Annotated in this window: 17 protein-coding genes; 8 read left to right on the forward strand and 9 right to left on the reverse strand. The window is 68.0% G+C overall.

Annotation, left to right across the window (positions count from 1 at the left end; genetic code table 11):
* Window position 1: 1 nt before the first annotated feature.
* The 4 genes from DIE17_RS16950 to DIE17_RS16965 all read left to right on the forward strand — a co-directional run bounded on the left by DIE17_RS16950 (window position 2) and on the right by DIE17_RS16965 (window position 4582).
* A complete protein-coding gene (locus DIE17_RS16950) occupies window positions 2-1054 on the forward strand; it encodes a porin (RefSeq protein WP_124486064.1) in 1053 nt (350 codons plus the stop codon).
* Window positions 1055-1064: 10 nt separating this feature from the next.
* Entirely contained in the window at window positions 1065-2387 is a 1323-nt protein-coding gene (locus tag DIE17_RS16955) for an MFS transporter (RefSeq protein WP_124529158.1), read from the forward strand.
* Window positions 2388-2425: 38 nt separating this feature from the next.
* Window positions 2426-3580 carry an acyl-CoA dehydrogenase family protein gene (locus tag DIE17_RS16960; protein ID WP_124486062.1) on the forward strand — a complete coding sequence of 385 codons (1155 nt, stop codon included), beginning with the start codon at window positions 2426-2428 and terminating at the stop codon, window positions 3578-3580.
* 63 nt (window positions 3581-3643) lie between these two features.
* Complete coding sequence (locus tag DIE17_RS16965; RefSeq protein WP_124486061.1) at window positions 3644-4582, forward strand: alpha/beta hydrolase; 939 nt, start codon at window positions 3644-3646, stop codon at window positions 4580-4582.
* Window positions 4583-4656: 74 nt separating this feature from the next.
* Here DIE17_RS16965 and prpF read toward each other — a convergent pair whose 3' ends face one another.
* The 4 genes from prpF to prpB all read right to left on the reverse strand — a co-directional run bounded on the left by prpF (window position 4657) and on the right by prpB (window position 10733).
* Window positions 4657-5847 carry a 2-methylaconitate cis-trans isomerase PrpF gene (gene prpF / locus DIE17_RS16970; protein WP_124520243.1) on the reverse strand — a complete coding sequence of 397 codons (1191 nt, stop codon included), beginning with the start codon at window positions 5845-5847 and terminating at the stop codon, window positions 4657-4659.
* A 26-nt stretch (window positions 5848-5873) separates the two neighbouring features.
* Entirely contained in the window at window positions 5874-8468 is a 2595-nt protein-coding gene (gene acnD, locus DIE17_RS16975; RefSeq protein ID WP_124520244.1) for a Fe/S-dependent 2-methylisocitrate dehydratase AcnD, read from the reverse strand.
* An 81-nt stretch (window positions 8469-8549) separates the two neighbouring features.
* Window positions 8550-9722, reverse strand: coding sequence for a 2-methylcitrate synthase (gene prpC / locus DIE17_RS16980; RefSeq protein ID WP_124520245.1), 1173 nt, complete (start codon window positions 9720-9722; stop codon window positions 8550-8552).
* 117 nt (window positions 9723-9839) lie between these two features.
* Window positions 9840-10733, reverse strand: a complete 894-nt coding sequence (gene prpB, locus DIE17_RS16985) for a methylisocitrate lyase (protein WP_044845010.1) — start codon at window positions 10731-10733, stop codon at window positions 9840-9842.
* A gap of 170 nt (window positions 10734-10903) precedes the next feature.
* Between prpB and prpR the strand changes: the two genes are divergently transcribed.
* Complete coding sequence (prpR, locus tag DIE17_RS16990) at window positions 10904-12892, forward strand: propionate catabolism operon regulatory protein PrpR (RefSeq protein WP_124921172.1); 1989 nt, start codon at window positions 10904-10906, stop codon at window positions 12890-12892.
* Window positions 12893-12946: 54 nt separating this feature from the next.
* On the opposite strand, the gene DIE17_RS16995 is transcribed toward prpR, so the two are convergent.
* Complete coding sequence (locus DIE17_RS16995; RefSeq protein ID WP_124921193.1) at window positions 12947-13600, reverse strand: ABATE domain-containing protein; 654 nt, start codon at window positions 13598-13600, stop codon at window positions 12947-12949.
* Between the two features lie 255 nt (window positions 13601-13855).
* On the opposite strand from DIE17_RS16995, the gene DIE17_RS17000 reads away from it, so the two are divergent.
* Window positions 13856-14239, forward strand: a complete 384-nt coding sequence (locus DIE17_RS17000; RefSeq protein WP_124486057.1) for a VOC family protein — start codon at window positions 13856-13858, stop codon at window positions 14237-14239.
* 195 nt (window positions 14240-14434) lie between these two features.
* On the opposite strand, the gene DIE17_RS17005 is transcribed toward DIE17_RS17000, so the two are convergent.
* Window positions 14435-15283, reverse strand: coding sequence for an ureidoglycolate lyase (locus DIE17_RS17005; RefSeq protein ID WP_124921173.1), 849 nt, complete (start codon window positions 15281-15283; stop codon window positions 14435-14437).
* A 645-nt stretch (window positions 15284-15928) separates the two neighbouring features.
* Here DIE17_RS17005 and DIE17_RS17015 point away from each other — a divergent pair.
* Window positions 15929-16753 carry an IclR family transcriptional regulator gene (locus DIE17_RS17015; RefSeq protein ID WP_185500306.1) on the forward strand — a complete coding sequence of 275 codons (825 nt, stop codon included), beginning with the start codon at window positions 15929-15931 and terminating at the stop codon, window positions 16751-16753.
* Window positions 16754-17001: 248 nt separating this feature from the next.
* On the forward strand, window positions 17002-17553 hold the full coding sequence (locus DIE17_RS17020; protein ID WP_124486055.1) for a hypothetical protein: 552 nt from the start codon (window positions 17002-17004) through the stop codon (window positions 17551-17553).
* A 688-nt stretch (window positions 17554-18241) separates the two neighbouring features.
* Here the strand turns inward: DIE17_RS17020 and DIE17_RS17025 are convergent.
* The 3 genes from DIE17_RS17025 to DIE17_RS37995 form a co-directional block, all read right to left on the reverse strand.
* A complete protein-coding gene (locus DIE17_RS17025; protein ID WP_124486054.1) occupies window positions 18242-20623 on the reverse strand; it encodes a GNAT family N-acetyltransferase in 2382 nt (793 codons plus the stop codon).
* A gap of 572 nt (window positions 20624-21195) precedes the next feature.
* Window positions 21196-21492: an H-NS family nucleoid-associated regulatory protein gene (locus tag DIE17_RS17030; RefSeq protein WP_059467298.1), complete on the reverse strand. Its 297-nt coding sequence runs from the start codon at window positions 21490-21492 to the stop codon at window positions 21196-21198.
* Between the two features lie 104 nt (window positions 21493-21596).
* Window positions 21597-21881 (reverse strand): hypothetical protein, encoded by a 285-nt coding sequence (locus DIE17_RS37995; protein WP_235879175.1) that lies wholly within the window; start codon window positions 21879-21881, stop codon window positions 21597-21599.
* Between the last annotated feature and the right edge of the window lie 52 nt (window positions 21882-21933).

Genomic DNA, 21933 nt, shown 5'->3' on the forward strand with positions numbered 1-21933 from the left:
CATGCAATGTAAAGCACTCCTGATCGGCGCCTGCGTGCTGTGCACGCCGCATGCGCACGCGTCGTCGGTGACACTGTACGGAATCGTCGACAGCTACGTCGAATTCGATCGGATCGGCAGCCGGTCGAGCTTCCGGCAGAGCGGCGGCGGCGGGTCGACGAGCCGCGTCGGTCTGACGGGCGTCGAGGATCTCGGCGGCGGCACCTCGACGAAATTCGTGCTGGAAAGCGGCTTCTTGCCGGCCGACGGTTCGCTCCAGGGCGGCACGCTGTTCTACCGGCAGGCGTACGTGGCGCTGCAGGACACGCGCTACGGCGACCTGCGGCTCGGCCGGCAATACACGCCGTCGTTCTACATCGTGTACGAGGGCGACCCGTTCGGCCTGAACGAACGCATGTCGCCGCTCGCGCTGCTCGCGACGTCGACGGACTCGATCACGACCGCCACGACGCCGCCGATTCCGCGCTTCAACCAGGCGGCGTCGTATCTCGGCCCAGACTGGAACGGCCTGCGCGTGATGGCCACCTACGGCTTTCCGACGCCGAACGCACTGTCCACGCAGGCCGGCCGCAACTACGGCGCGGGGCTCCAGTACCGGATCGGCGGCCTCTACGTCGGCGCCGGCTTCCAGGACGACATGTCGGCCGGCAACCTCGCACCCGTCGTCCAGCCGACGACCACCCGCCACTACGTATTCGCCGCCAACTACGCGTTCGCGCGGGTCAAGCTGTACGGCGCGTTCCTCCACGGCGCCAGCACGGCGCCCGGCTCGCCCGCGTTCTCGACGGCGGGCGTCGGCGCGACGGTCGACGTCGGCGCGCTCGACCGCCTGCTGGTGTCGGCCGTGCGCCGGGACGTGAAGGGCTCGGCAAACGACGCGACCGCGTTCGGCCTCGGCTACGACCATCCGCTATCGAAGCGGACCTCGCTCTATGCCCGCTACCTGTACATGAAGAACGGCGGCCGCGCGCGCAACACCGTCGTCGCCGGCTTGCAACCGCAACCGGGCGGCACCGAGCAGGTGCTGGCGCTCGGCATCACTCACCGCTTCTGACGGAGTGCCCATGACCTCGACCCTGTCCACCCCGGCCGGCGTACGCGACGACGCGATGCCGGCGCTCTACCGCCGGATCTCGCGGCGCCTGCTGCCGTTCCTGATTCTCTGCTACACGCTGTCGTTCATCGACCGCATCAACATCGGCTTCGCGCACGCGCAGATGGCCGCCGAGCTGCGCTTCTCCGACGCCGTCTACGGGCTCGGTGCGGGCATCTTCTTCATCGGTTACATGGCGTTCGAGATTCCGAGCAACGCGCTGCTCGCGCGGATCGGCGCGCGCCGGACCATCGCGCGGATCATGGTGCTGTGGGGGCTCGGCTCGGCCGCGACGATGTTCGTCGCGACGCCTGCGCAGTTCTACGTGTGCCGGTTCCTGCTCGGCGTGTTCGAGGCCGGCTTCTTCCCCGGCATCCTGTTCCATCTCGGCGCGTGGTATCCGCCGAAGCAGCGTGCGAAGGCGTTCGCCCTCTTCATGAGCGCGCTGTATCTGGCGGGGCTGATCGCCGGCCCCGTGTCGGGCGTGATTCTCACGGTCTTCGACGGCGTCGCCGGCCTGAGCGGCTGGCAATGGCTGTTCGTCGTCGAAGGGCTGCCGAGCAGCGCGCTCGGCTTCGTCGCGCTGCGCTTCCTCGACGACCGGCCGGAAGACGCGCGCTGGCTGTCGGACGCCGACAAGGCCGCGCTGCGCGATGCGCACGCGCAGGCCGATGCCGACGTTGGCAACGGCGTGGCGTCGACACGGCCGTTGCTCGCGCTTCGCGACTTCTGGCTGCTGTGCGCGGCCAATTTCTCGATCGCGGCGGCCGGCTACGCGCTCGTATTCTGGATGCCGGTGATCCTGCACCGCGGTGGCCTGCACGGCGCGATGCAGATCGGCGTGCTGTCCGCGCTGCCCTACCTGTGCGGCGTCATCGGCTTGCTCGGCATGGGCTGGCGCACCGAACGCCGGCAGGCGTGGCGCGAACACGGCGTGGCCGCGATGCTCGCGTGCGCGGCGGCGCTCGTCGTGCTGGCGCGCGTCGACGGCGCCGCGAACCTGACGATCGCGCTCTGCGTCGCGGTCGCCGCGCATGCCGCGGCGCTGCCCGCGTTCTGGGTGCTGCCCGGGCTCGTGCTGCCGAAGCGCTCGATGGCCATCGCGATCGCGGCGATCACGATGTCCGGCGCGATCGGCGGATTCGCGAGCCCGTTCCTGATGGGCGTGCTGAACACCGCCAGCGGCTCGATGCGCGGCGGCCTCTATTTCAACGCCGCGTTGCTCGCGGCCGGCTGCCTGGCGCTCTTCGGCACGCTGCGCGCCCGGGCGGCGTCCCCTGCGCGCGCGATCTGAGCGCGCACCCTGCCCTTCACTCCTTCATCGACACACCCATGAATTTCGAACTCGATCTCGACCACCGGATGATCAAGGATCTCGTCGCACGCTTCGTGAAAGACGAGCTGATGCCGCTCGAAGCGGCCGTGATGGCGCGCGAGGCCGACGGCCAGCGCTTCGCGCTGCTCGCCGACGAACGCGCGCAGCTCGACGAGCGCTCGCGGCAACTCGGTCTGTGGGGTCTCGACGCGCCCGCCGATGCCGGCGGCTCGGACCTGCCGGCCGTCGCGATGGTCGGTGTGAACGAAGCGATCGGCATGACCGTGACGCCGTACATCCTGCCGCCCGACTCACCGAACCTGCGGATGCTGTGCGACGCGGCCGACGACGCACAGCGCGCGCGCTACCTCGAACCGTACGCGCGCGGCATCACGCGTTCCGCGATGGCGATTTCCGAGCCTGGCGCCGGCTCGGACCCGGGCGCGCTGTCGACGACGGCCGAGCGCGACGGCGACACGTGGGTGCTGAACGGCCGGAAGATCTGGATCAGCCACGCGCGCGAAGCCGACTGGACGATCGTGATGGCGCTGACCGACCGAAGCAAGGGCAAGCGCGGCGGCATGTCGGCATTCATTGTCGAGCGCGACACGCCGGGGTTCGTCATCGAACGCCGCATTCCGATGATCGGCGGGCTGTCGACCTATGAAATCGTGCTGGAGGATTGCCGCATTCCCGCCACGCAGCTGCTCGGCCGCGAAGGCGCCGGTTTCGCGCCGATGCAGGCGCGCCTGTCGAACCGTCGGCTGGAGATGGCCGCTTGGTGCATCGGCCGCGCCGAGCGCGCGGTCGCGCTGCTGTGCGACCATGCGAAACAGCGCAAGACCTTCGGCGTGCCGCTGGCCGAGCGCCAGGCGGTCCAGTGGTGGGTCGCCGACGCGCTGACGCAGATCCACGCGTGCCGCCTGATGACCTATGAAGCGGCCGCGCGGGTGGATGCCGGACAGGATGCGCGCACGCAGATCTCGATGGTCAAGGTGTTCGCGACGGAGATGGCGTCGGGCGTCATCGATCATGCGATGCAGACGCTCGGCGCGATGGGCATGACGAAGGAGTTGCCGCTGCATCAGATGGCGAACGAAGCGCGGCTGATGCGCATCTTCGAAGGCCCGACCGAAGTGCATCGCTGGGTCGTCGCACGCAGCGTGCTGTGACACCGCCATCATCGGTTCCCCGGTCGCGCGCGCGTTGCGCCGTTTTCCTCACGGAGTCGCACCTTGGACACACGTCATCTCGTCGATCCCGACATCCGCCCCTGGCTGGACGTCTGGCCGACCGTCACGCTCACCGCCGACAACCTCGCCCGGCATCGCGACCGCGTCCTGCCGCTGCCGCCGATCGACACGGTCGGCAACACGCTCCAGCATCGGCGCGTGCCGGGCTCCGGCGGCTCGCCGGACGTGCCGGTGCGCGTATACCTGCCCGACGACGCAACGCGCCCGCTGCCGGCGATCGTGCACATGCACGGCGGCGGCTATGTGCGCGGGGCCGCGAAAGATCTCGAAGCCGTGCATCGCCCCCTGGTGAAGACGCTGGGGTGCGCGCTGGTGTCGCTCGACTACCGCCTCGCGCCCGAAACGCCGTTTCCCGGCGCGATCGACGACTGCTACGCGACACTCGCCTGGACCTTCCACCACGCGGACGCGCTCGGCATCGATCCGGCACGCATCGGCGTGATGGGTGAAAGCGCGGGCGGCGGGCTCGCGGCCGCGCTGGCGCTGCTGGCGCGCGATCGCGGCGAATACCCGCTGGCGTTCCAGCACCTGATGTATCCGATGCTCGACGACCGCACCTGCGTGCGCGCACCGCATCCGCATGCCGGCGAATTCGTCTGGCACGCGGCCAACAACCGGTTCGCGTGGACGTCACTGCTCGGCCACGCGCCGGGCCTCGACGGCGTGTCGCCATACGCGGCGGCCGCCCGCGCGGAACGGCTCGACGGGCTGCCGCCGGCGTTCATCGCCGTCGGCACGGTCGACCTGTTCGTCGACGAGAACATCGGCTACGCGCAGCGGCTCATCCGGGCCGGCGTGCCCACCGAGCTGCACGTCTTCCCGGGCGGCGTGCACGGCTTCGACATCGTGCCCGACGCGCGTGTATCGACGGCCGCGCGGCGCATCAGCCACGACGCACTGCGCCGCTTCCTGCACGGCTGACCGCCATCTAAGCAGAGACGAAAAAGGGCGGCCGAAGCCGCCCTTGCCGGTCGTCGATACGACGCCCGGAACGATCAGAACGCATCCCCCGGCACCCGCACCCAGCCTTCCATCAGCACGCGCGCGCTGCGGCTCATGATCGCCTTCGTGACGGTCCATTCGCCGTTCTCGAGTTGCGCTTCCGCGCCGACGCGCAGCGTGCCCGACGGATGCCCGAAGCGCACCGCATTACGCTCACCGCCGCCCGCCGCAAGGTTGACGAGCGTGCCGGGGATCGCCGCGGCCGTGCCAATCGCGACCGCCGCCGTGCCCATCATCGCGTGGTGCAGCTTGCCCATCGACATCGCCCGCACCAGCAGGTCGACGTCGCCCGCATTCACGCGCTTGCCGCTCGACGCGACATAGTCGGCCGGCTTCGCGACGAACGCGACCTTCGGCGTGTGCTGCCGCGTCGCGATTTCATCGAGCGTATCGATCAGCCCCATGCGCAGCGCGCCGTGCGCGCGGATCGTCTCGAACTTCTCGAGCGCCTTCGGGTCGCCGTTGATCGCGTCCTGCAGCTCCGTGCCCGTATAGCCGATCGCCTCCGCCTCGACGAAGATGGTCGGAATCCCCGCGTTGATCATCGTCGCCTTCAGCGTGCCGATGCCCGGCACGGCGAGGTCGTCGACCAGGTTGCCGGTCGGGAACATCGAGCCGCCCGCGCCCTCTTCGTCGGCGGCCGGGTCCATGAACTCGAGCTGCACTTCGGCGGCCGGGAACGTGACGCCATCCAGCTCGAAGTCGCCCGTCTCCTGCACCGCGCCGTTCGTGACCGGCACGTGCGCGACGATCGTCTTGCCGATGTTCGCCTGCCAGATCCGCACGGTCGCGACGCCGTCGCGCGGCACGCGCGACGCATCGACGAGGCCGCCGCTGATCGCGAACGGGCCGACCGCCGCCGACAGGTTGCCGCAGTTGCCGGTCCAGTCGACGAACGCGCGGTCGATCGCGACCTGCCCGAACAGGTAGTCGACATCATGCCCCGGCCGCGTGCTCTTCGACACGATCACCGTCTTGCTGGTGGACGACGTCGCGCCGCCCATCCCGTCGATCTGCTTGCCGTACGGATCGGGGCTGCCGATCACGCGCAAGAGCAGCGCGTCGCGCGCGGCGCCCGGCGCCTGCGCGGCGTCCGGCAGGTCCTGCAGCCGGAAGAACACGCCCTTGCTGGTGCCGCCGCGCATGTAGGTCGCGGGAATCCTGATTTGAGGAATGTGAGCCATGTTTGCATTGTCCCTGTATGACCCGGTCAAGCCGCCTGCGACGATTCGAGGAAGTCCTGCGCGAAACGCTGCAGCACGCCGCCCGCGTCGTAGATCGACACTTCCTCGGCCGTATCGAGCCGGCACGTCACCGGCACTTCCACGCGCTCGCCGTTCTTGCGGTGAATCACCAGCGTGAGATCGGCACGCGGCGTACGCTCGCCGATCACGTCGAAGGTCTCGGTGCCGTCGATGCCGAGCGTCGTGCGGTTCGTGCCCGGCTTGAACTCGAGCGGCAGCACGCCCATCCCGATCAGGTTCGTGCGGTGGATCCGCTCGAAGCCTTCGGCGACGATCGCCTCGACTCCCGCGAGCCGCACGCCCTTCGCGGCCCAGTCGCGCGACGAGCCCTGGCCGTAGTCGGCGCCCGCGATCACGATCAGCGGCTGCTTGCGATTCATGTACGTCTCGATCGCTTCCCACATCCGCATGACCTTGCCTTCCGGCTCGACGCGCGCGAGCGAGCCCTTCTTCACCGCGCCGTCGACGACCGCCATCTCGTTGATCAGCGTCGGGTTCGCGAAGGTCGCGCGCTGCGCGGTCAGGTGGTCTCCCCGGTGCGTCGCGTACGAGTTGAAGTCTTCTTCGGGCAGGCCCATCTTCGCGAGGTATTCGCCGGCCGCGCTGTTCGCGAGGATCGCGTTCGACGGCGACAGGTGGTCGGTCGTGATGTTGTCGCCGAGCACCGCGAGCGGGCGCATGCCCTTGAGCGTGCGCTCGCCGGCCAGCGCGCCTTCCCAATACGGCGGGCGGCGGATGTACGTGCTCTGCGCGCGCCAGTCGTACAGCGGCGCCGCGCGCTCGCCCGCATCGGCCGCGCGCGCGAACATCGGTTCGTAGACCTTGCGGAATTGCTCGGGCTTCACGCTCGATGCGACGATCGCATCGATCTCCTCGTCGGTCGGCCAGATGTCCTTCAGCGTGACGGGCTTGCCGTCCTGGTCGTGGCCCAGCACGTCCTTCTCGATGTCGAAGCGGATCGTGCCGGCGATCGCATACGCGACGACGAGCGGCGGCGACGCGAGGAACGCCTGCTTCGCATACGGGTGGATACGGCCGTCGAAGTTGCGGTTGCCCGACAGCACGGCCGTCGCGTACAGGTCGCGCTCGACGATCTCCTGCTGGATCTTCGGATCGAGCGCGCCCGACATCCCGTTGCAGGTCGTGCACGCGAACGCGACGATCCCGAAGCCGAGCTTCTCGAGCTCCGGCAGCAGGTTCGCTTCTTCCAGATACAGCTCGACCGCCTTCGAGCCCGGCGCGAGCGAGCTCTTCACCCACGGCTTGCGCGTGAGGCCGCGCGCGTTCGCGTTGCGCGCGAGCAAGGCGGCTGCGATCACGTTGCGCGGGTTGCTGGTGTTCGTGCAGCTCGTGATCGCGGCGATGATCACCGCGCCGTCAGGCATCTCGCCCGCCTTCTCTTCCCACTGGCCGGCGATGCCGCGCGCGGCGAGGTCGGACGTCGGCAGCCGCTTGTGCGGGTTCGACGGGCCGGCCATGTTGCGCACCACGCTCGACAGGTCGAACGTCAGCGTGCGCTCGTACTGCGCATCGTTCAGCGTATCGGCCCACAGGCCCGCCGCCTTCGCGTAGGCCTCGACCAGCTTCACCTGCTCGTCGCTGCGGCCGGTGAGGCGCAGGTAGTCGGTCGTCTGGCCGTCGATGAAGAACATCGCGGCCGTCGCGCCATATTCAGGCGCCATGTTCGAGATCGTCGCGCGATCGCCGAGCGTGAGGCTCGCGGCGCCTTCGCCACGGAATTCCAGATACGCGCCGACCACCTTTTCCTTGCGCAGGAACTCGGTCAGCGCGAGCACCACGTCGGTTGCCGTGATGCCGGGCTGGCGCTTGCCGGTCAGCTCGACGCCGACGATGTCGGGCAGGCGCATCCACGATGCGCGGCCCAGCATCACGTTTTCCGCTTCCAGCCCGCCCACGCCGATCGCGATCACGCCGAGCGCGTCGACGTGCGGCGTGTGGCTGTCGGTGCCGACGCAGGTGTCCGGGAACGCGACGCCGTCCTGCGCCTGGATCACCGGCGACATCTTCTCGAGGTTGATCTGGTGCATGATGCCGTTGCCCGGCGGGATCACGTCGACGTTCTCGAACGACCGCTTGGTCCATTCGATGAAGTGGAAGCGATCCTCGTTGCGGCGATCCTCGATCGCGCGGTTCTTCGCGAACGCGTCCGGATCGAAGCCGCCGCACTCGACGGCGAGCGAGTGGTCGACGATCAGCTGCACGGGCACGACCGGGTTCACCTTGGCCGGGTCGCCGCCGCGCTCGGCGATCGCGTCGCGCAGGCCCGCGAGGTCGACGAGCGCCGTCTGGCCGAGGATGTCGTGGCACACCACGCGCGCCGGGAACCACGGGAAGTCGCGTTCGCGCTTGCGCTCGATGATCTGCTTCAGCGAATCGGCGAGGATCGCCGGATCGCAGCGGCGCACGAGGTTTTCGGCGAGCACGCGCGACGTGTACGGCAGCGTGTCGTATGCGCCGGGAGCGATCGCTTCGACCGCGGCACGCGCGTCGAAGTAGTCCAGCGACGTGCCGGGCAGGGGTTTGCGGTTGGCGGTATTCATGATGTGGGGCGGAATTCGGGGTAAGACGTTGCGCGCGCGCCGGCGGCCCGCATCACGGGCGCCGGCGCGCGCGGCCGAAGATCAGCGCTTCTCGATCGGCACGAACTGCAGGTCTTCCGGACCCGTGTAGTTCGCGCTCGGGCGGATGATCTTGTTGTCGACGCGCTGCTCGATGATGTGCGCGCTCCAGCCGGACGTGCGCGAGATCACGAACAGCGGCGTGAACATCGCGGTCGGCACGCCCATCATGTGATACGACACCGCGCTGAACCAGTCGAGGTTCGGGAACATCTTCTTCGCTTCCCACATCACCGATTCCAGGCGCTCGGCGATGCTGTACAGCTTCAGGTCGCCCGCTTCCTTCGACAGCTTGTGCGCGACGCCCTTGATCACCTTGTTGCGCGGATCGGAGATCGTGTAGACCGGGTGGCCGAAGCCGATCACGACTTCCTTGTTCTCGACGCGGCGGCGGATGTCGGCTTCGGCGTCGTCCGGCGAGCTGTAGCGGCTCTGGATTTCATACGCGACTTCGTTCGCGCCGCCGTGCTTCGGCCCGCGCAGCGCGCCGATCGCGCCGGTGATCGCCGAATAGATGTCCGAGCCCGTGCCCGCGATCACGCGGCCGGTGAACGTCGACGCGTTGAACTCGTGCTCCGCGTACAGGATCAGCGACGTGTGCATCGCGTCGACCCACGACTTCGACGGCGTCTTGCCGTGCAGCAGGTGCAGGAAGTGGCCGCCGATCGAGTCGTCGTCGGTTTCCGTCTCGATGCGCTTGCCGTTGTGCGAGAAGTGATACCAGTAAAGCAGCATCGAGCCGAGCGACGCCATCAGGCGGTCGGCGATGTCGCGCGCGCCCGGCAGGTTGTGATCGTCCTTCTCCGGCAGCACGGTGCCGAGCACCGACACGCCGGTGCGCATCACGTCCATCGGATGAGCCGACGCCGGGATCTGCTCGAGCGCGGCCTTCAGCGCGCTCGGCAGGCCGCGCAGCGCGCGCAGCTTGGTCTTGTATGCGGCGAGTTCGGTCAGGTTCGGCAGCGTGCCGTGCACGAGCAGGTGCGCGATTTCCTCGAATTCGCACGATTCGGCGACGTCGAGAATGTCGTAGCCGCGATAGTGCAGGTCGTTGCCGGTCTTGCCGACCGTGCACAGCGCCGTGTTGCCGGCCGTCACGCCCGACAGCGCCACCGACTTCTTCGGCTTGAATGCGCCTGCGGCGGCCGGTGCTGCTGCGTCTTTCGTCTCGCTCATGTTTCCGTTCTCCAATGGGTATCTGGGGTGTCACGTCGGCCGGGCGCGGCGCTCGTGCGCGCGGCCCGACTTCATGCAAAAGCGTTCCGGGAACCATGTCCCGGCGCGCGGGTCGCGTTACTTCTTGCCCTGCGCGAACAGTTCGTCGAGCTTCTGCTCGTACGCGTGATAGCCGAGGAAGTCGTACAGCTCGGCGCGGGTCTGCATGGTCGGCACCGCCGCCTTCTGCGTGCCGTCGCGGCGCAGCGTCTCGTAGAAATTCAGCGCGGCCTTGTTCATCGCGCGATACGCGCCGCAGCAGTACAGCGCGATGTCGACGTTCGCCTCGCGCAGCTCGTCGAGCGTGAACAGCGGCGTCGAGCCGAACTCGGTCAGGTTCGCGAGGATCGGCACCTTCACCGCGGCCTTGAAGCGGCGATAGTCGTCGAGCGTCTTCATCGCTTCCGGGAAGATCATGTCCGCGCCGGCTTCCACGTAGGCGATCGCGCGCTCGATCGCGGCGTCGATCCCTTCTGCAGCGGCCGCGTCGGTGCGGGCCATGATCACGAACTGGTCGTCGGTGCGCGCGTCGACCGCGGCCTTCACGCGATCGACCATTTCGTCGGTCGGCACGACTTCCTTGCCCGGACGGTGGCCGCAACGCTTCTGGCCGACCTGGTCCTCGAGGTGCACGGCCGCGACACCGGCCTTGATGAACGAACGGACCGTGCGCGCGATGTTGAACGCGCCGCCCCAGCCCGTATCGATGTCGACGAGCAGCGGCAGGTCGGTCGCGTTGGTGATCCGGTTCGCGTCGATGAGCACGTCTTCCATCGTGCTGATGCCGAGATCGGGAATGCCGAGCGAATTCGCGGCGACGCCGCCGCCCGACAGGTACACGGCCTTGAAGCCGACGGCCTGCGCCATCTTGGCTGCGTACGCGGTGATCGCGCCGACCACCTGCAGCGGCTGCTCGGCCGCGACTGCCGCGCGGAATTTCGCGCCGGCGCTCTGAAGATGCGTGTTGCTCATGAACGGCCTCCTGAAGGAATGACCATGAACAGCAAGGACCGGGCCAGCTCGTGAATCGGGGCTAACCCACTGATTCTTAAGCAACCGGCACGGGCGAGGCAGCGCCCGATGATTTCATTTCAGCAATTTCATGTTTCAAAAATGAAATCGCGCGCGCATAATCGGTCGCCATGGACCTCTCCTCGACCAAGCCCGTCGGCCCGGCCGACCGCACGGCGCGTCCGCGCATCTGGGCGATGGGCATCAGCCGCCTGCGCGACCTGTTTCGCGAGATCGCCGGCGAATTCGACGAACGCGCCGACGTGCGCATCGTCACGCGCGCGTACGAAGACGCATTGAGCGCGATCGCGGAGGCCGGCACCGCGCGCCCCGACGTGATCGTCGCGGCCGGCTCGAACGGCGGCTTCCTGAAAACGCGTGCGCAGGTGCCGGTCGTGGTCGTGTCGCCGACCGGCTTCGACGTGATGCAGGCGCTCGCGCGCGCGCGGCGCGACGCGTCGCGGATCGCGCTCGTCAGCGCCGGCGAGACGCCGCCCGAAGTGCGCCGCTTCGTCGCCGCCTACGGCCTCGACGTGCAGTTTGCGTCATATCAGTCCGCGCAGGAAGCGGAAGCCTGCGTGCACGACCTGCACGACCGCGGCATCGAGACGATCGTCGGCCCCGGCCTCGTCACCGATCTCGCGGCGAGCGCCGGCATGGGCGCGGTTTTCCTGTATTCGCACGCGTCGGTGCGCAAGGCGGTCGAGACGGCGCTCGAGGTCGCGTACGCGACGCACGCCGAGGCGTTTCGCCGCCAGCGACTCGACAACCTGCTGCAGCACCTGCGCGACGGCGTGGTCGCGCTCGACGCGCGCGGCCGCGTCGAAGCCATCAACGAGCGGCTCGCGTCGGCGCTCGGGGTCGAACCCGCGGCGGCCGTCGGCCGCGCGCTCGTCGACCTGCGTCCGGAACTGCGCACGCTGCGCGGCGAGGACGGCGACGCGCTCGCGACCGTGCGCGGCGTGCGCTACGTCGTGCATCGCGGGCCGCTCGTCGATCGCGGCGTCACGTCGGGCAGCGTGCTGACGTTCCAGGAATCGCGCGCGGTCGAACGGCTCGACCGCGCGCTGCGTTCGCAGCCGAACACGCAGCAGTTCGCGGCGCGCTACACGCTCGACGACGTGGTCGGCGCGTCCGCGCCGATGGCGCGCGTGCGCGATCTCGTGCGCCGCTACGCGAAATCCGATGCGACCGTGCTCGTGCTCGGCGAAAGCGGCACCGGCAAGGAAATGATCGCGCAGAGCCTGCACGCGCTGTCGGTGCGGCGCAGCTATCCGTTCGTCGCGATCAACTGCGGCGCGTTTCCGGAGGCGCTGCTCGAGAGCGAGCTGTTCGGTTACGAGGAAGGCGCGTTCACCGGCGCGCGGCGCGGTGGCAAGACCGGGCTGTTCGAGGCCGCGCACCGCGGCACGCTGTTTCTCGACGAGATCGGCGAGATGCCGCCGTCGCTGCAAAGCCGGCTGCTGCGCGTGCTGCAGGAGCGCGAGGTGATCCGTCTCGGCTCGACCGAGCCGATCCGCATCGATGTGCGCGTGATCGCCGCGACGCACCGGCCGCTGCTCGCGGCCGTCGAGGCAGGCACGTTCCGCGCGGACCTGTATTACCGGCTCAACATCCTGAACGTCGGCCTGCCGCCGCTGCGCGAGCGCGCCGCCGACATTCCGGCGCTCGCGGCCACGCTGCTCGTGCAGGCCGCGCGGCGCGAGCCGCGGCTGGCCGAACGCGTGCGCGAGGCCGACGATGCGATGCGCGTGCTCGGCGCGACGCAGGCGACGCTCGCGCGCTACCGCTGGCCCGGCAACGTGCGGGAACTGCAGAACGTGATCGAGCGGATCGCGGTGGAACTGGCCGAGGAGGTCGACGAGCACGATCCGGGTGCTGCGTGCGCGGCACTCGCGCCCGATGCGCTGCAGGCGATCGCACCCGAGCTGTTCGCGGCGCCGCCCGATGCGGCCGATGCCGACGCCACCGACGCGCAGACGCTCCACGCGCGCCGCCGTCGCGCGGAAGCCGACGAGATCCGCGCGGTGCTCGATGCGTGCGGCGGCGATCGCGATCGCGCGTGCGCGATGCTCGGCATCAGCAAGACGACGCTGTGGCGGAAGCTGTCGGCGAAATAGGTTCGGGCGGGATGGGCGCGATCGACGCGTGACGCACAGGGACGCGCGTTGCCGTCAATCGGCCTTGTGATAGTGGCGGTACGCCTTCGCGCGATTGCCGCAGGACGACATCGAGCACCAGCGGCGGCTGCCGTTCTTGCTGTCGTCGATGAACAGCCACTGGCATGCGTCGTTCGCGCAGCGCTTGACCTTCGCGAGGCGCGCGCCGCCCAGCAGATCGGTCGCCGACCACAGCACCGGGCTCAGCAGCCCCGCGAGCGTCGCGCCCGCTGCCCCGATCCGCCACGCGTAACCACCATCGATCCGCGCGAGCGCGACGCGCGGCGCCGCTTCCGCCAGAAAACCGCCCAGCAGCGCGAGATCGTCGGCTTGCGGCTCGCGCCGCTCGGCCTGCGCGTGAAAGAGCCGGTACAACGCCTCGCGCAGCGCGAGCGCGCGCGCCAGCATCGCCGGCGCGTCCTCCTTCTCGTTCTCTTGTGCTCGTGCGCGACACGCGTCGGCCAGGCCGGCCGGCACGCCAGCCTGCTCGCGGCACCACGTGAACAGGTCGTCCAGCGTGCCGAAGGTTTCGGTCGGCACGTCGGCGCCACGCCAGTACAGCGTGTTCGCGAAATCGATGCTCAGCGTTTCGGACGGCGCCGGAACCAGGCAGTCCGTCGTGACGGAAGGTTGCGTTTTGCTCATGACGCGATCGTATCTAACCACCATGCCGGTTGACAAGCATCCGGACGCTTCCTAACATAACCAGCATGGTGGTTAAAAACGGGTTTGCTGCTGTGATGTCCCCTCTTTAGTTCAAGGAGCCACAGATGATCGATCGTTTTTCGCACGACGTTGTCCACACCGGCCGCAGCCGCGCATTCCACGACAGCATGCTCGGCGCGCTTCGTCACAAGCGGATGGCCTGGTGGTTGTAAACAGGTTTGCTGCACTGATGCCCCCCTTCAGTTCAAGGAGCCACAGATGATCGATCACCTTTCGTTCGGCGTTGCCCACATCGACCGCAGCCGCGCGTTCTACGACAGCACGCTCGGCGCGCTCGGCTACAAGCGGCTGTACAGCGACGACGGATCCCTCGGCTACGGCACCAGCGAACCGGTGCTGTGGTTGCAGCACGCGGCACGTCCGGTCGTCGCCGATCCCGATTCAGGGTTGCACCTGTCGTTTCGCGCGGCGTCGCCGGTGGAAGTCGATGCGTTCTACCGCGCCGCGCTGCAGCACGGCGGACAGGACAACGGCGGGCCGGGCAAACGCGAGCACTACGGCCCCGGCTATTACGCGGCGTTCGTCATCGATCCCGACGGGTATCGCCTCGAAGCCCATTGCGAGCTGGGCAACGTCGTCTGATCCGCCGAGTCCCAACGCGGATGAACGACAAGGGCCCGGTTCCGCGTCATGCGGAACCGGGCCCTTGTCTTTGTTGCATCGGGGTCGGCGTTCGACTCGCGTCGGTCGCCGCCGGCGATCCGGCGACGGGTCCGGCGGCGCTGGCGGATAGCCAGCCGGTTACGTCCGCCAGCCTCGCCCGCGCCGCGCGAGCGCTCACTGCGCGTTGCGCGTGCCCTGCAACTGCTCGCCGAGCCCCGCGATCCCGAGGCGCACCGTCTGACCCGCCTTCAGGAACACCGGCGACGGCTTGATGCCCATCCCGACGCCCGGCGGTGTACCGGTCGTGATCACGTCGCCCGGTTGCAGCGTCATGCAGGTCGACAGGTAGGCGATCAGTTGCGCGACGGTGAACACCATCGTGCGCGTGTTGCCGTTCTGGTAGCGGTGGCCGTCGATCTCGAGCCACAGGTCGAGGCGCTGCGGATCGGGCACCTCGTCGCGCGTGACGAGCCACGGGCCGATCGGGCCGAACGTGTCGAAGCCCTTGCCCTTGTCCCACTGGCCGCCGCGCTCGATCTGCCACTCGCGCTCGGACACGTCGTTGACGACGCAGTAGCCGGCGACGTAATCCAGCGCGCGCGCTTCGTCGACGTCCTTGCACGTCGCGCCGATCACGACGCCCAGTTCGACTTCCCAGTCCGTCTTCACGGAGCCCTTCGGGATGTCGATGCCGTCGTTCGGGCCGCAGATCGAACTGGTCCACTTGCCGAACACCACGGGTTCCTTCGGCACCGGCATGCCGGCTTCGGCTGCGTGATCGGCATAGTTGAGACCAATGCCGATGAACTTGCCGACGCGCCCGACGCAGGCGCCGATGCGCGGCTCGCCGGAGACGAGCGGCAGCGTGGCCGGGTCGATCGCGCGCAGGCGCGCGAGACCGGCGTCGGACAGCGCGTCGCCGGCAAGATCCGGCACGTGCGCGGACAGGTCGCGAATCCGGCCGTCCGCGTCGAGAATACCGGGCTTTTCCTGGCCCGACGGGCCATAGCGAAGCAGTTTCATCGTGCTCAACCTCTGTTGTCGAATGTGACAGGATACCGGCCGACGCGGCCGCTGACGGCCACGCGCTGGACTGAATGCCGATCGTCGATGACGCGCGTCGGCCCCCGAATCCGGCAGGCCAATCGACACGCGAGGCTCGCGCAGGCGCAGCGATCGCGGCGCCGCACCGGGTGCGACGCGCATCGAACGGGCGGCCGCCGGTCTGCGCATCGGCGACGACGGCCCGGCCTCCGCGCCATGTGCCGGTCGGCTTCACGCGCGGCCGCACCGTCGCTGGCCCGCCGCTCTTTGTACCATCGGCGGCCCGCCGTGAAATGGCGCGCGACGGATACCGACTATTGGTGCGCCTGCGGAGATTGCACAGCAGCATCGGGGCCGCCGAACCATCCGGCTTTACGCCCAATGCCGCGGTCCTTCGATACCGAAAGATGAATGTCGAATATTTCTTACGACCCTGTCATCGGGAACGGCACGTGATCCGTTCTTGCTGGACAACGATCGGCAAAAAGACGCCGCATTGCACACTGAACGTTTATTGTCAGGCTCGTCCGGACGGCAGTCACATCCGCATGCGGCTTCGCGAATCTGCGTGCAAACCGGCCAGCGTGCGTCGCCAACCGATTGGCCATTCCCGGACTTCCTACCATGACGCAAACGACCAATAACCCGCTCCCCGGCAGCGACGCACGGGCGTCGATGGGCGCAGCCGACCGCTATCGCGCACCCGCCCTCGACAAGGGGCTCGACATTCTCGAACTCCTGTCGGAACAAAAGGAAGGGCTCACCCGCACCGAAATCACGAAGGAGCTCGGCCGCAACGCGAGCGAGATCTACCGGATGCTCGAACGTCTCGTCGCGCGCCGCTACGTGATGCGCTCGAGCGGCGGCGACCGTTACACGCTCAGCCTGAAACTGTTCGCGCTCGCGCACCGCCATCCGCCGATGAACCGGCTGATCGCCGAGGCCTTGCCGCTGATGCAGCGCTTCGCCGATGCGGCCGAACAGTCGTGCCATCTGACCGTCTACGATCGCGGCAACCTGCTCGTGATCGCACAGGTGGACGGCCCCGGCCCGTGGGGCGTGTCGGTGCGGCTCGGCTCGCGCGTCGGGCTTGCCGATACGGCGTCGGGACGCGTGATGCTGTCGTTCCAGGGTACCGAGCAGCGCGCGCACATGCTGGTCGAGCATCGCAAGGTCAAGGGTGAAACGCCGATGAACGAGCAGGAACTCGCGCACGCGTGCCAGTCCATTCGCCAGTCCGGCTACGTGCGCCAGGACAGCCGCCAGGCATACGGCGTCACCGACCTGAGCGCGCCGATCCTCGGCCCGGCCGGCCATGCGATCGCGGTGCTGACCTGCCCATACATGCGCCGGATCGACGCGCACATGGCGCCGTCCGTGGAGGTGGTCGTCGCAAGGCTGCGCGATACGGCAGGCCAGTTGTCGATGTGCCGCGCGGAGACTTGCTGATTGTTGTCGAGCGGGCGACCGGGTTGAAATTGGTCGGGCGAGCGGGCGGGCGCGGCGGGCGGTCGTTCGGTCAGCGGGTCGGGCAGGCCGGTGCGACGCCGCCCACGCGGTATGCGATGTGCGCCGGTCGCGCAGGCGTTCGTACCGGCATTCCGCAGACCGTTTCCGGATGCGCGGACGCCGCGCTACGCTAGAATAGCGGCCCTCTCAAAAACTACGGCGGCCGGCTGTCGCGGCCGTCGTATCCGATGGATGTCATGGCCAAACTTCTGAACGATCAAGAATTCCAGCGTTTCTCCGAACTTCAGCAGAAGCAGGCGAGCTTCACGATCACGTCCGAGGAAGCGGACGAGCTGCGCGACATCGTCGCGCGCGCGCAGAAGAAGCGCGACGATCGCGCCGCAGCGATGCGGGCGATCGAGAACTACATCGAGCAGTTCGACATCACGCCCGACGAACTCTTTTCGCCCGAGCAGATCGGCGACGCCGCACGTACCTACGGCCTCATCACGGCCACCAAGAAGGAACGCACGCTGCCGCCGTCGATCACGTTCAACGGCAAGCCGTACCAATGGACCAAGACGCTTCCGGACGACGTGCGCGGCGCGCTGTTCGATGCATTCACGTCCGGCGAATCGGTCAAGCGCTTCATCGCGATGCCGAAGGACATCGCGCGTTGCGCGCTGACGATCGCCCGCCTCGAGCGCGAAACCGGCGGCATCTATGCCGACGCGCACCTCGAAGAACTCGCGATTTCGCGTGAGCAGGTGAACGACGCGGCATCGAAACTCGCTGCATAAACGCTGCCGCGGGCACGGTTCATGCGTGCCCGCACCGGTGCGGACGCCGGCAACAGCCGGCGCCGCGCCAGCCGGAGCACTGCGTTCGCAAGCTCCCGAAAAGTCTCACCGAAGCGTCCCGTAAACGCTCACCCAGACATCCCGGAAAAGCTCACCTGAAGCCCCCGGAGATGCTCACCAACCCCTTCCCGAACGTTCTCACCGACGCCTCCCGGAGATGCTCACCGGGCCCTCCCGGAAAGGCTCACCAGGGCTTCCCGCAAGGGCTCACCGGCAGATCCCCGGAAAGGCTCACCGAGCGCTCCCGTATCGGCTCACTCGACAGCTCCCGGAAAAGCTCACTCGTGGCTCCCGAAAAGTCTCACCTTTGCTCTGTTTCCGATCCTGCGCATGCGAAATGCCGGCGTTCATGCGCTCGACCATGACACCCCGGAACCGGTGATACGCGGAGGTCATCGGCACAAGCAACGCGCCCGCCGCGGATGCCGTGACTCGACGCGTTCGCCGTTTCCCGCCGGTCACCGAGCGACTGTCGTACCGATCCGCGCAATCGAGCGAACCAGTCGAACGATCGGCATGCCGAACGTCGACGAATTCGCTCGGCAGTGCCTGTACACCATCGACATCATGCATGCCGTACCGACTCTGCACGATGCCGCCGGACGTGCGAGCATGCTCACCCACGCGATTACGGTTGCAGCTTCATCCTGAACCCCACCACGCCGGGTTCCTCCGTCGTCGACACGGCGAAGCCGCACGCCTTCGCCAGCGAGATCATCGCGGTGTTCTCGCGCAGCGCCTCGCCGATCATCCATCCGGTGCCGCGCGAGCGTGCATAGTCGATGATGCGGGTCATCATCAGCCGCCCGAGCCCCTTGCCCTTCTGATCGGGCCGCACGGCGATCGCGAACTCCGCCGTCTCGTTGTCGGGATCGGTAACCGCACGCGCCACCGCGAGCGTGTGCGACCGGCCCGACACGTCGGTGAACGACACGATGAAAGCCATCTCGCGGTCGTAGTCGATCTGCGTCATGCGCGCGACTTGCGAATGATCGAAGCTGCGCACCGCGCCGAAGAACCGCATCCGCAGATCGTCCGGCGTCATCGCGCCGAGCAGTTCGTTGTGTGCTTCCTCGTCTTCCGGACGGATCGGACGGATCGTCACGGTCTCGCCGCGCCATTCGAGCGTCTGCTCGAGATGGCGCGGATACGGCATGATCGCGAGCCGGCTGCGCCCGGCCGCCACCGTGATGCGCGGCGCGACCACGTATGCCCGATCGGACAGCACGCGCAGCGTGACCGACATCGCGACGACTTCGCGCACGTCGCAAACGACTTGCGACAGTGCCGTCAGCGCATCGAGCGTGGGTTCGACGGGCGTGCGGCGCGCATATGGCGAACGCTCCATCACCGCGCGGGCGAGCACCGTATTCAACGGCGGCAGCCCGTACACGACGAACGGCGCCGATACGCCATCCGCCGGCGGCACGGCATAACGGAACACCGGGCCGAAGTTCGAATCGTCGTACATGTCGACCGTGACGTCGACGATTCTGGCGCCGGCCGATTCGTCGGCCGATTCGTCGGCCGGTGAATCGGCCGGCTCGCCGTGCAGGCCGAAGTGGGAGAGCCAATGCAACGCCGCTTCGCCGGCCAGTTCATGCTCGCCGGCCTCGACCATCCGTCGCGCCTCGGCCTGCGCGGACGCAACGCATTCAGCCGGCTGCGGCGGCGTGCCCTCGGGCGTCTGCATCAGCAACTGCCGCCCGAGGTTGTAGTCGACGAGCCGTGCGTATGCGCGCGCAAGCCGCTGCGGCGTGGTGTGCACGGGAATGCCGTTCGCGTGCAGCGCGTCGCGCGTCGCCGCGTCGACCGCGCCGAAGAAACACGCGAGGATGCCGCGGTACGCGTACTGCCGCGACTCGATCAGCGTACGCGCGACCGCGTCGGCCGGCGCGCTGTGAGACGTCGAATGCACGACGAACAGCGTGCCCGTTTGCGGAAACGGCGCGAGCGCCTTGATGGCGGCGCCGAAATGTTCGGGACGCGCATCGTCGCCGAGCGTCAGCGGATTGCCGGGCGCGGCCAGATGCGGCAGCGCGGCCGCGACCGCCGACGTGGCCGCCGCGGGCCAGTCGGCCAGCACGTCGCGCACCTCCGCGACCGCATCGACCGCGAGTTTCGCGACGCCTGCGTCGCTCGTCACGAGCGTCGCCGCGCCACGCGCGGTGACGCGCCCGACGCCGAGCGTCTCGATCTCGTCGAGCAGATCGTCGAGCGCATCGACACGCACCAACCCCGCGCGCTGGAACGCCGCCGTGTAAAGCGCGTCGCCGGGATCGGCGCGCCCGGTGCGCAGCGCGAGCACCGGCTTGTTGCGCGCCGCTGCCCGCGCAGCCGACATGAACTTGCGCGCGGCGCACACGGTGTCGAGTTCCAGCAGGATCGCGCGCGTGCCGGGATCGCTGGCGAGGTAGTCGAGCACGTCGCCCGCGTCGACATCGGCTTCACGGCCCAGCGCGACGACATGCGAAAAACCGAGGCCTCGCGCATCGGCCCAGCCGAGTACCGCGTTCGTCAGCGCGTTCGATTGCGACACCCACGCGACGCCGCCCGATCGTGCCGTATAGGCCGGCGCGCCGAAATGCGCATGCCGCGCGGGCGACAGCACGCCGAGACTGCCGGGCCCGACGATTCGGAGCACGAACGGCTTCGCGGCCTTGAGCGTGCGATCGAGCGCGGCGCGATCGGCGTCGGTGCGCGCCTCGCCGACGATCACCGCGACGCGCGTGCCGATCTCGCCGAGCTTGCGCACGATGCCGGCCCACGTGACAGGCGGCGTGCAGATCACGGCGACCGACGGCGGCGCTGGCAGCCGGTCGACGTCGGCCACGACCGAGTGCCCGTTCAGCTCGCGATGCTTCGGATTGACGGGCCACACGGGCCCCTCGAACGCACCGTCGAGCACGCGCGCCCACACCATCGCGCCGATACTGCCCGCGCGCGACGATGCACCGACGACCGCGACGGACCTGGGCTGGAACAAGGCATCGAGATGGCGGACGGTCACATCGGCTCCATACGGTAACGAAAGACGACCCGACCGGCACACGGGCACGGATGGCCGTGCACCGGTCGACGCGAACTCCAAGCATAGGCGAACCCGATGCGGCTGCCTATATGCCGAACGGCCGACTGTGCGACGCGCATCAATGCCCGCAACATGGGCCGGTCGCCGACGCCTTCGCACGACGGAATGGGCGAAGGCGACACGATGCGGTCATTCGGCCGTCACTTCAAAGGTGAGGATTTACAGGAACCATGGTGAGCAAGTTCGGGAATTGCACGGCGCAATGCGCCAATGCGCGAGAGGTGAAGGCAATCGGCGATACATCAGCACCGCGGCGATCGACAACACCAATGCACGCATGCCGCGTAATTGCAGGGTTGTTTACCGGAATTCGCGGCGATATCCGGTCGAATCGCGGTGAATTCGCAAAACGGGATCCGTCAATCGCGCGGCATTGGCGTTCAATTCGCGGTTTCAAGTCGTGCTGTCGCCACCCAAAAACAAAACGGTGCGACGGCCGCATGGCCGTTCGCACCGTCAGTCAGCGCACGAAAGGTGAGGATTTTCGGGAGTCAGTCCTTGATCAGGAAACGCGCGCGGTTCTTGCCGAGCCATGCCGGCGCACGCCCGCGGCCACTCCACGTTTCGCCCGTCTTCGGATTCAGGTACTTCGGCGGCAACGGACGCTTCGGTTTCGCGGCGGCAGCAGCGCCGATCGGCCGGAAACCGAGCTCTTCCGCGGTAATGTCGAACTCCTCGATTTTCGCCCGAATGGCGGCAATCGCATCGGCAATCGCCTTTTCGCGTTCCTTGTCGATCTTTTGCTGAAGTCTTTCGAGCTGCGCTGTCAGTTGCCTGTAGGTCGCCATATTGGATGGGACTCCGTGAGTGTTATTCATGAAAAATAGCCGACTCCAAGCGAATGGAAAAGCGCTTCACCCGCTTATGGTCTCCTTATCCAGGCATATCGGGATCAATAGCCGCTTTTCCTCTTGCATGCGAAGAGAAGATTTCGCACGGCGTCATCGGTCGATTGCTGGAGGACGTCGTATTCCCCATTGCAGATGGCGCGGGCATTGTCCGTGCAATTGCTCCAGTCGCTGCCGGTGCACTGCACCTGCGTAGTCGGGCGCCCGTCAGAAGTGAACAGCGGCGCCCCACCGCCGCAGCCGCCGAGCCCCGCAACCAGGGCCAACAATCCGGCCCGACGCCAATGCGTTCGAGGCCACCGACAGACCGACGCAAGCATGTGATTCATTGTTCTTTCCGTCAACCGATTTTTGAATGCCGCGAGTATGCCACGCACCGTC

The sequence above is a fragment of the Burkholderia sp. Bp9099 genome (genome assembly GCF_003857805.1).
In the GTDB taxonomy this organism is placed as follows: Bacteria; Pseudomonadota; Gammaproteobacteria; order Burkholderiales; family Burkholderiaceae; genus Burkholderia.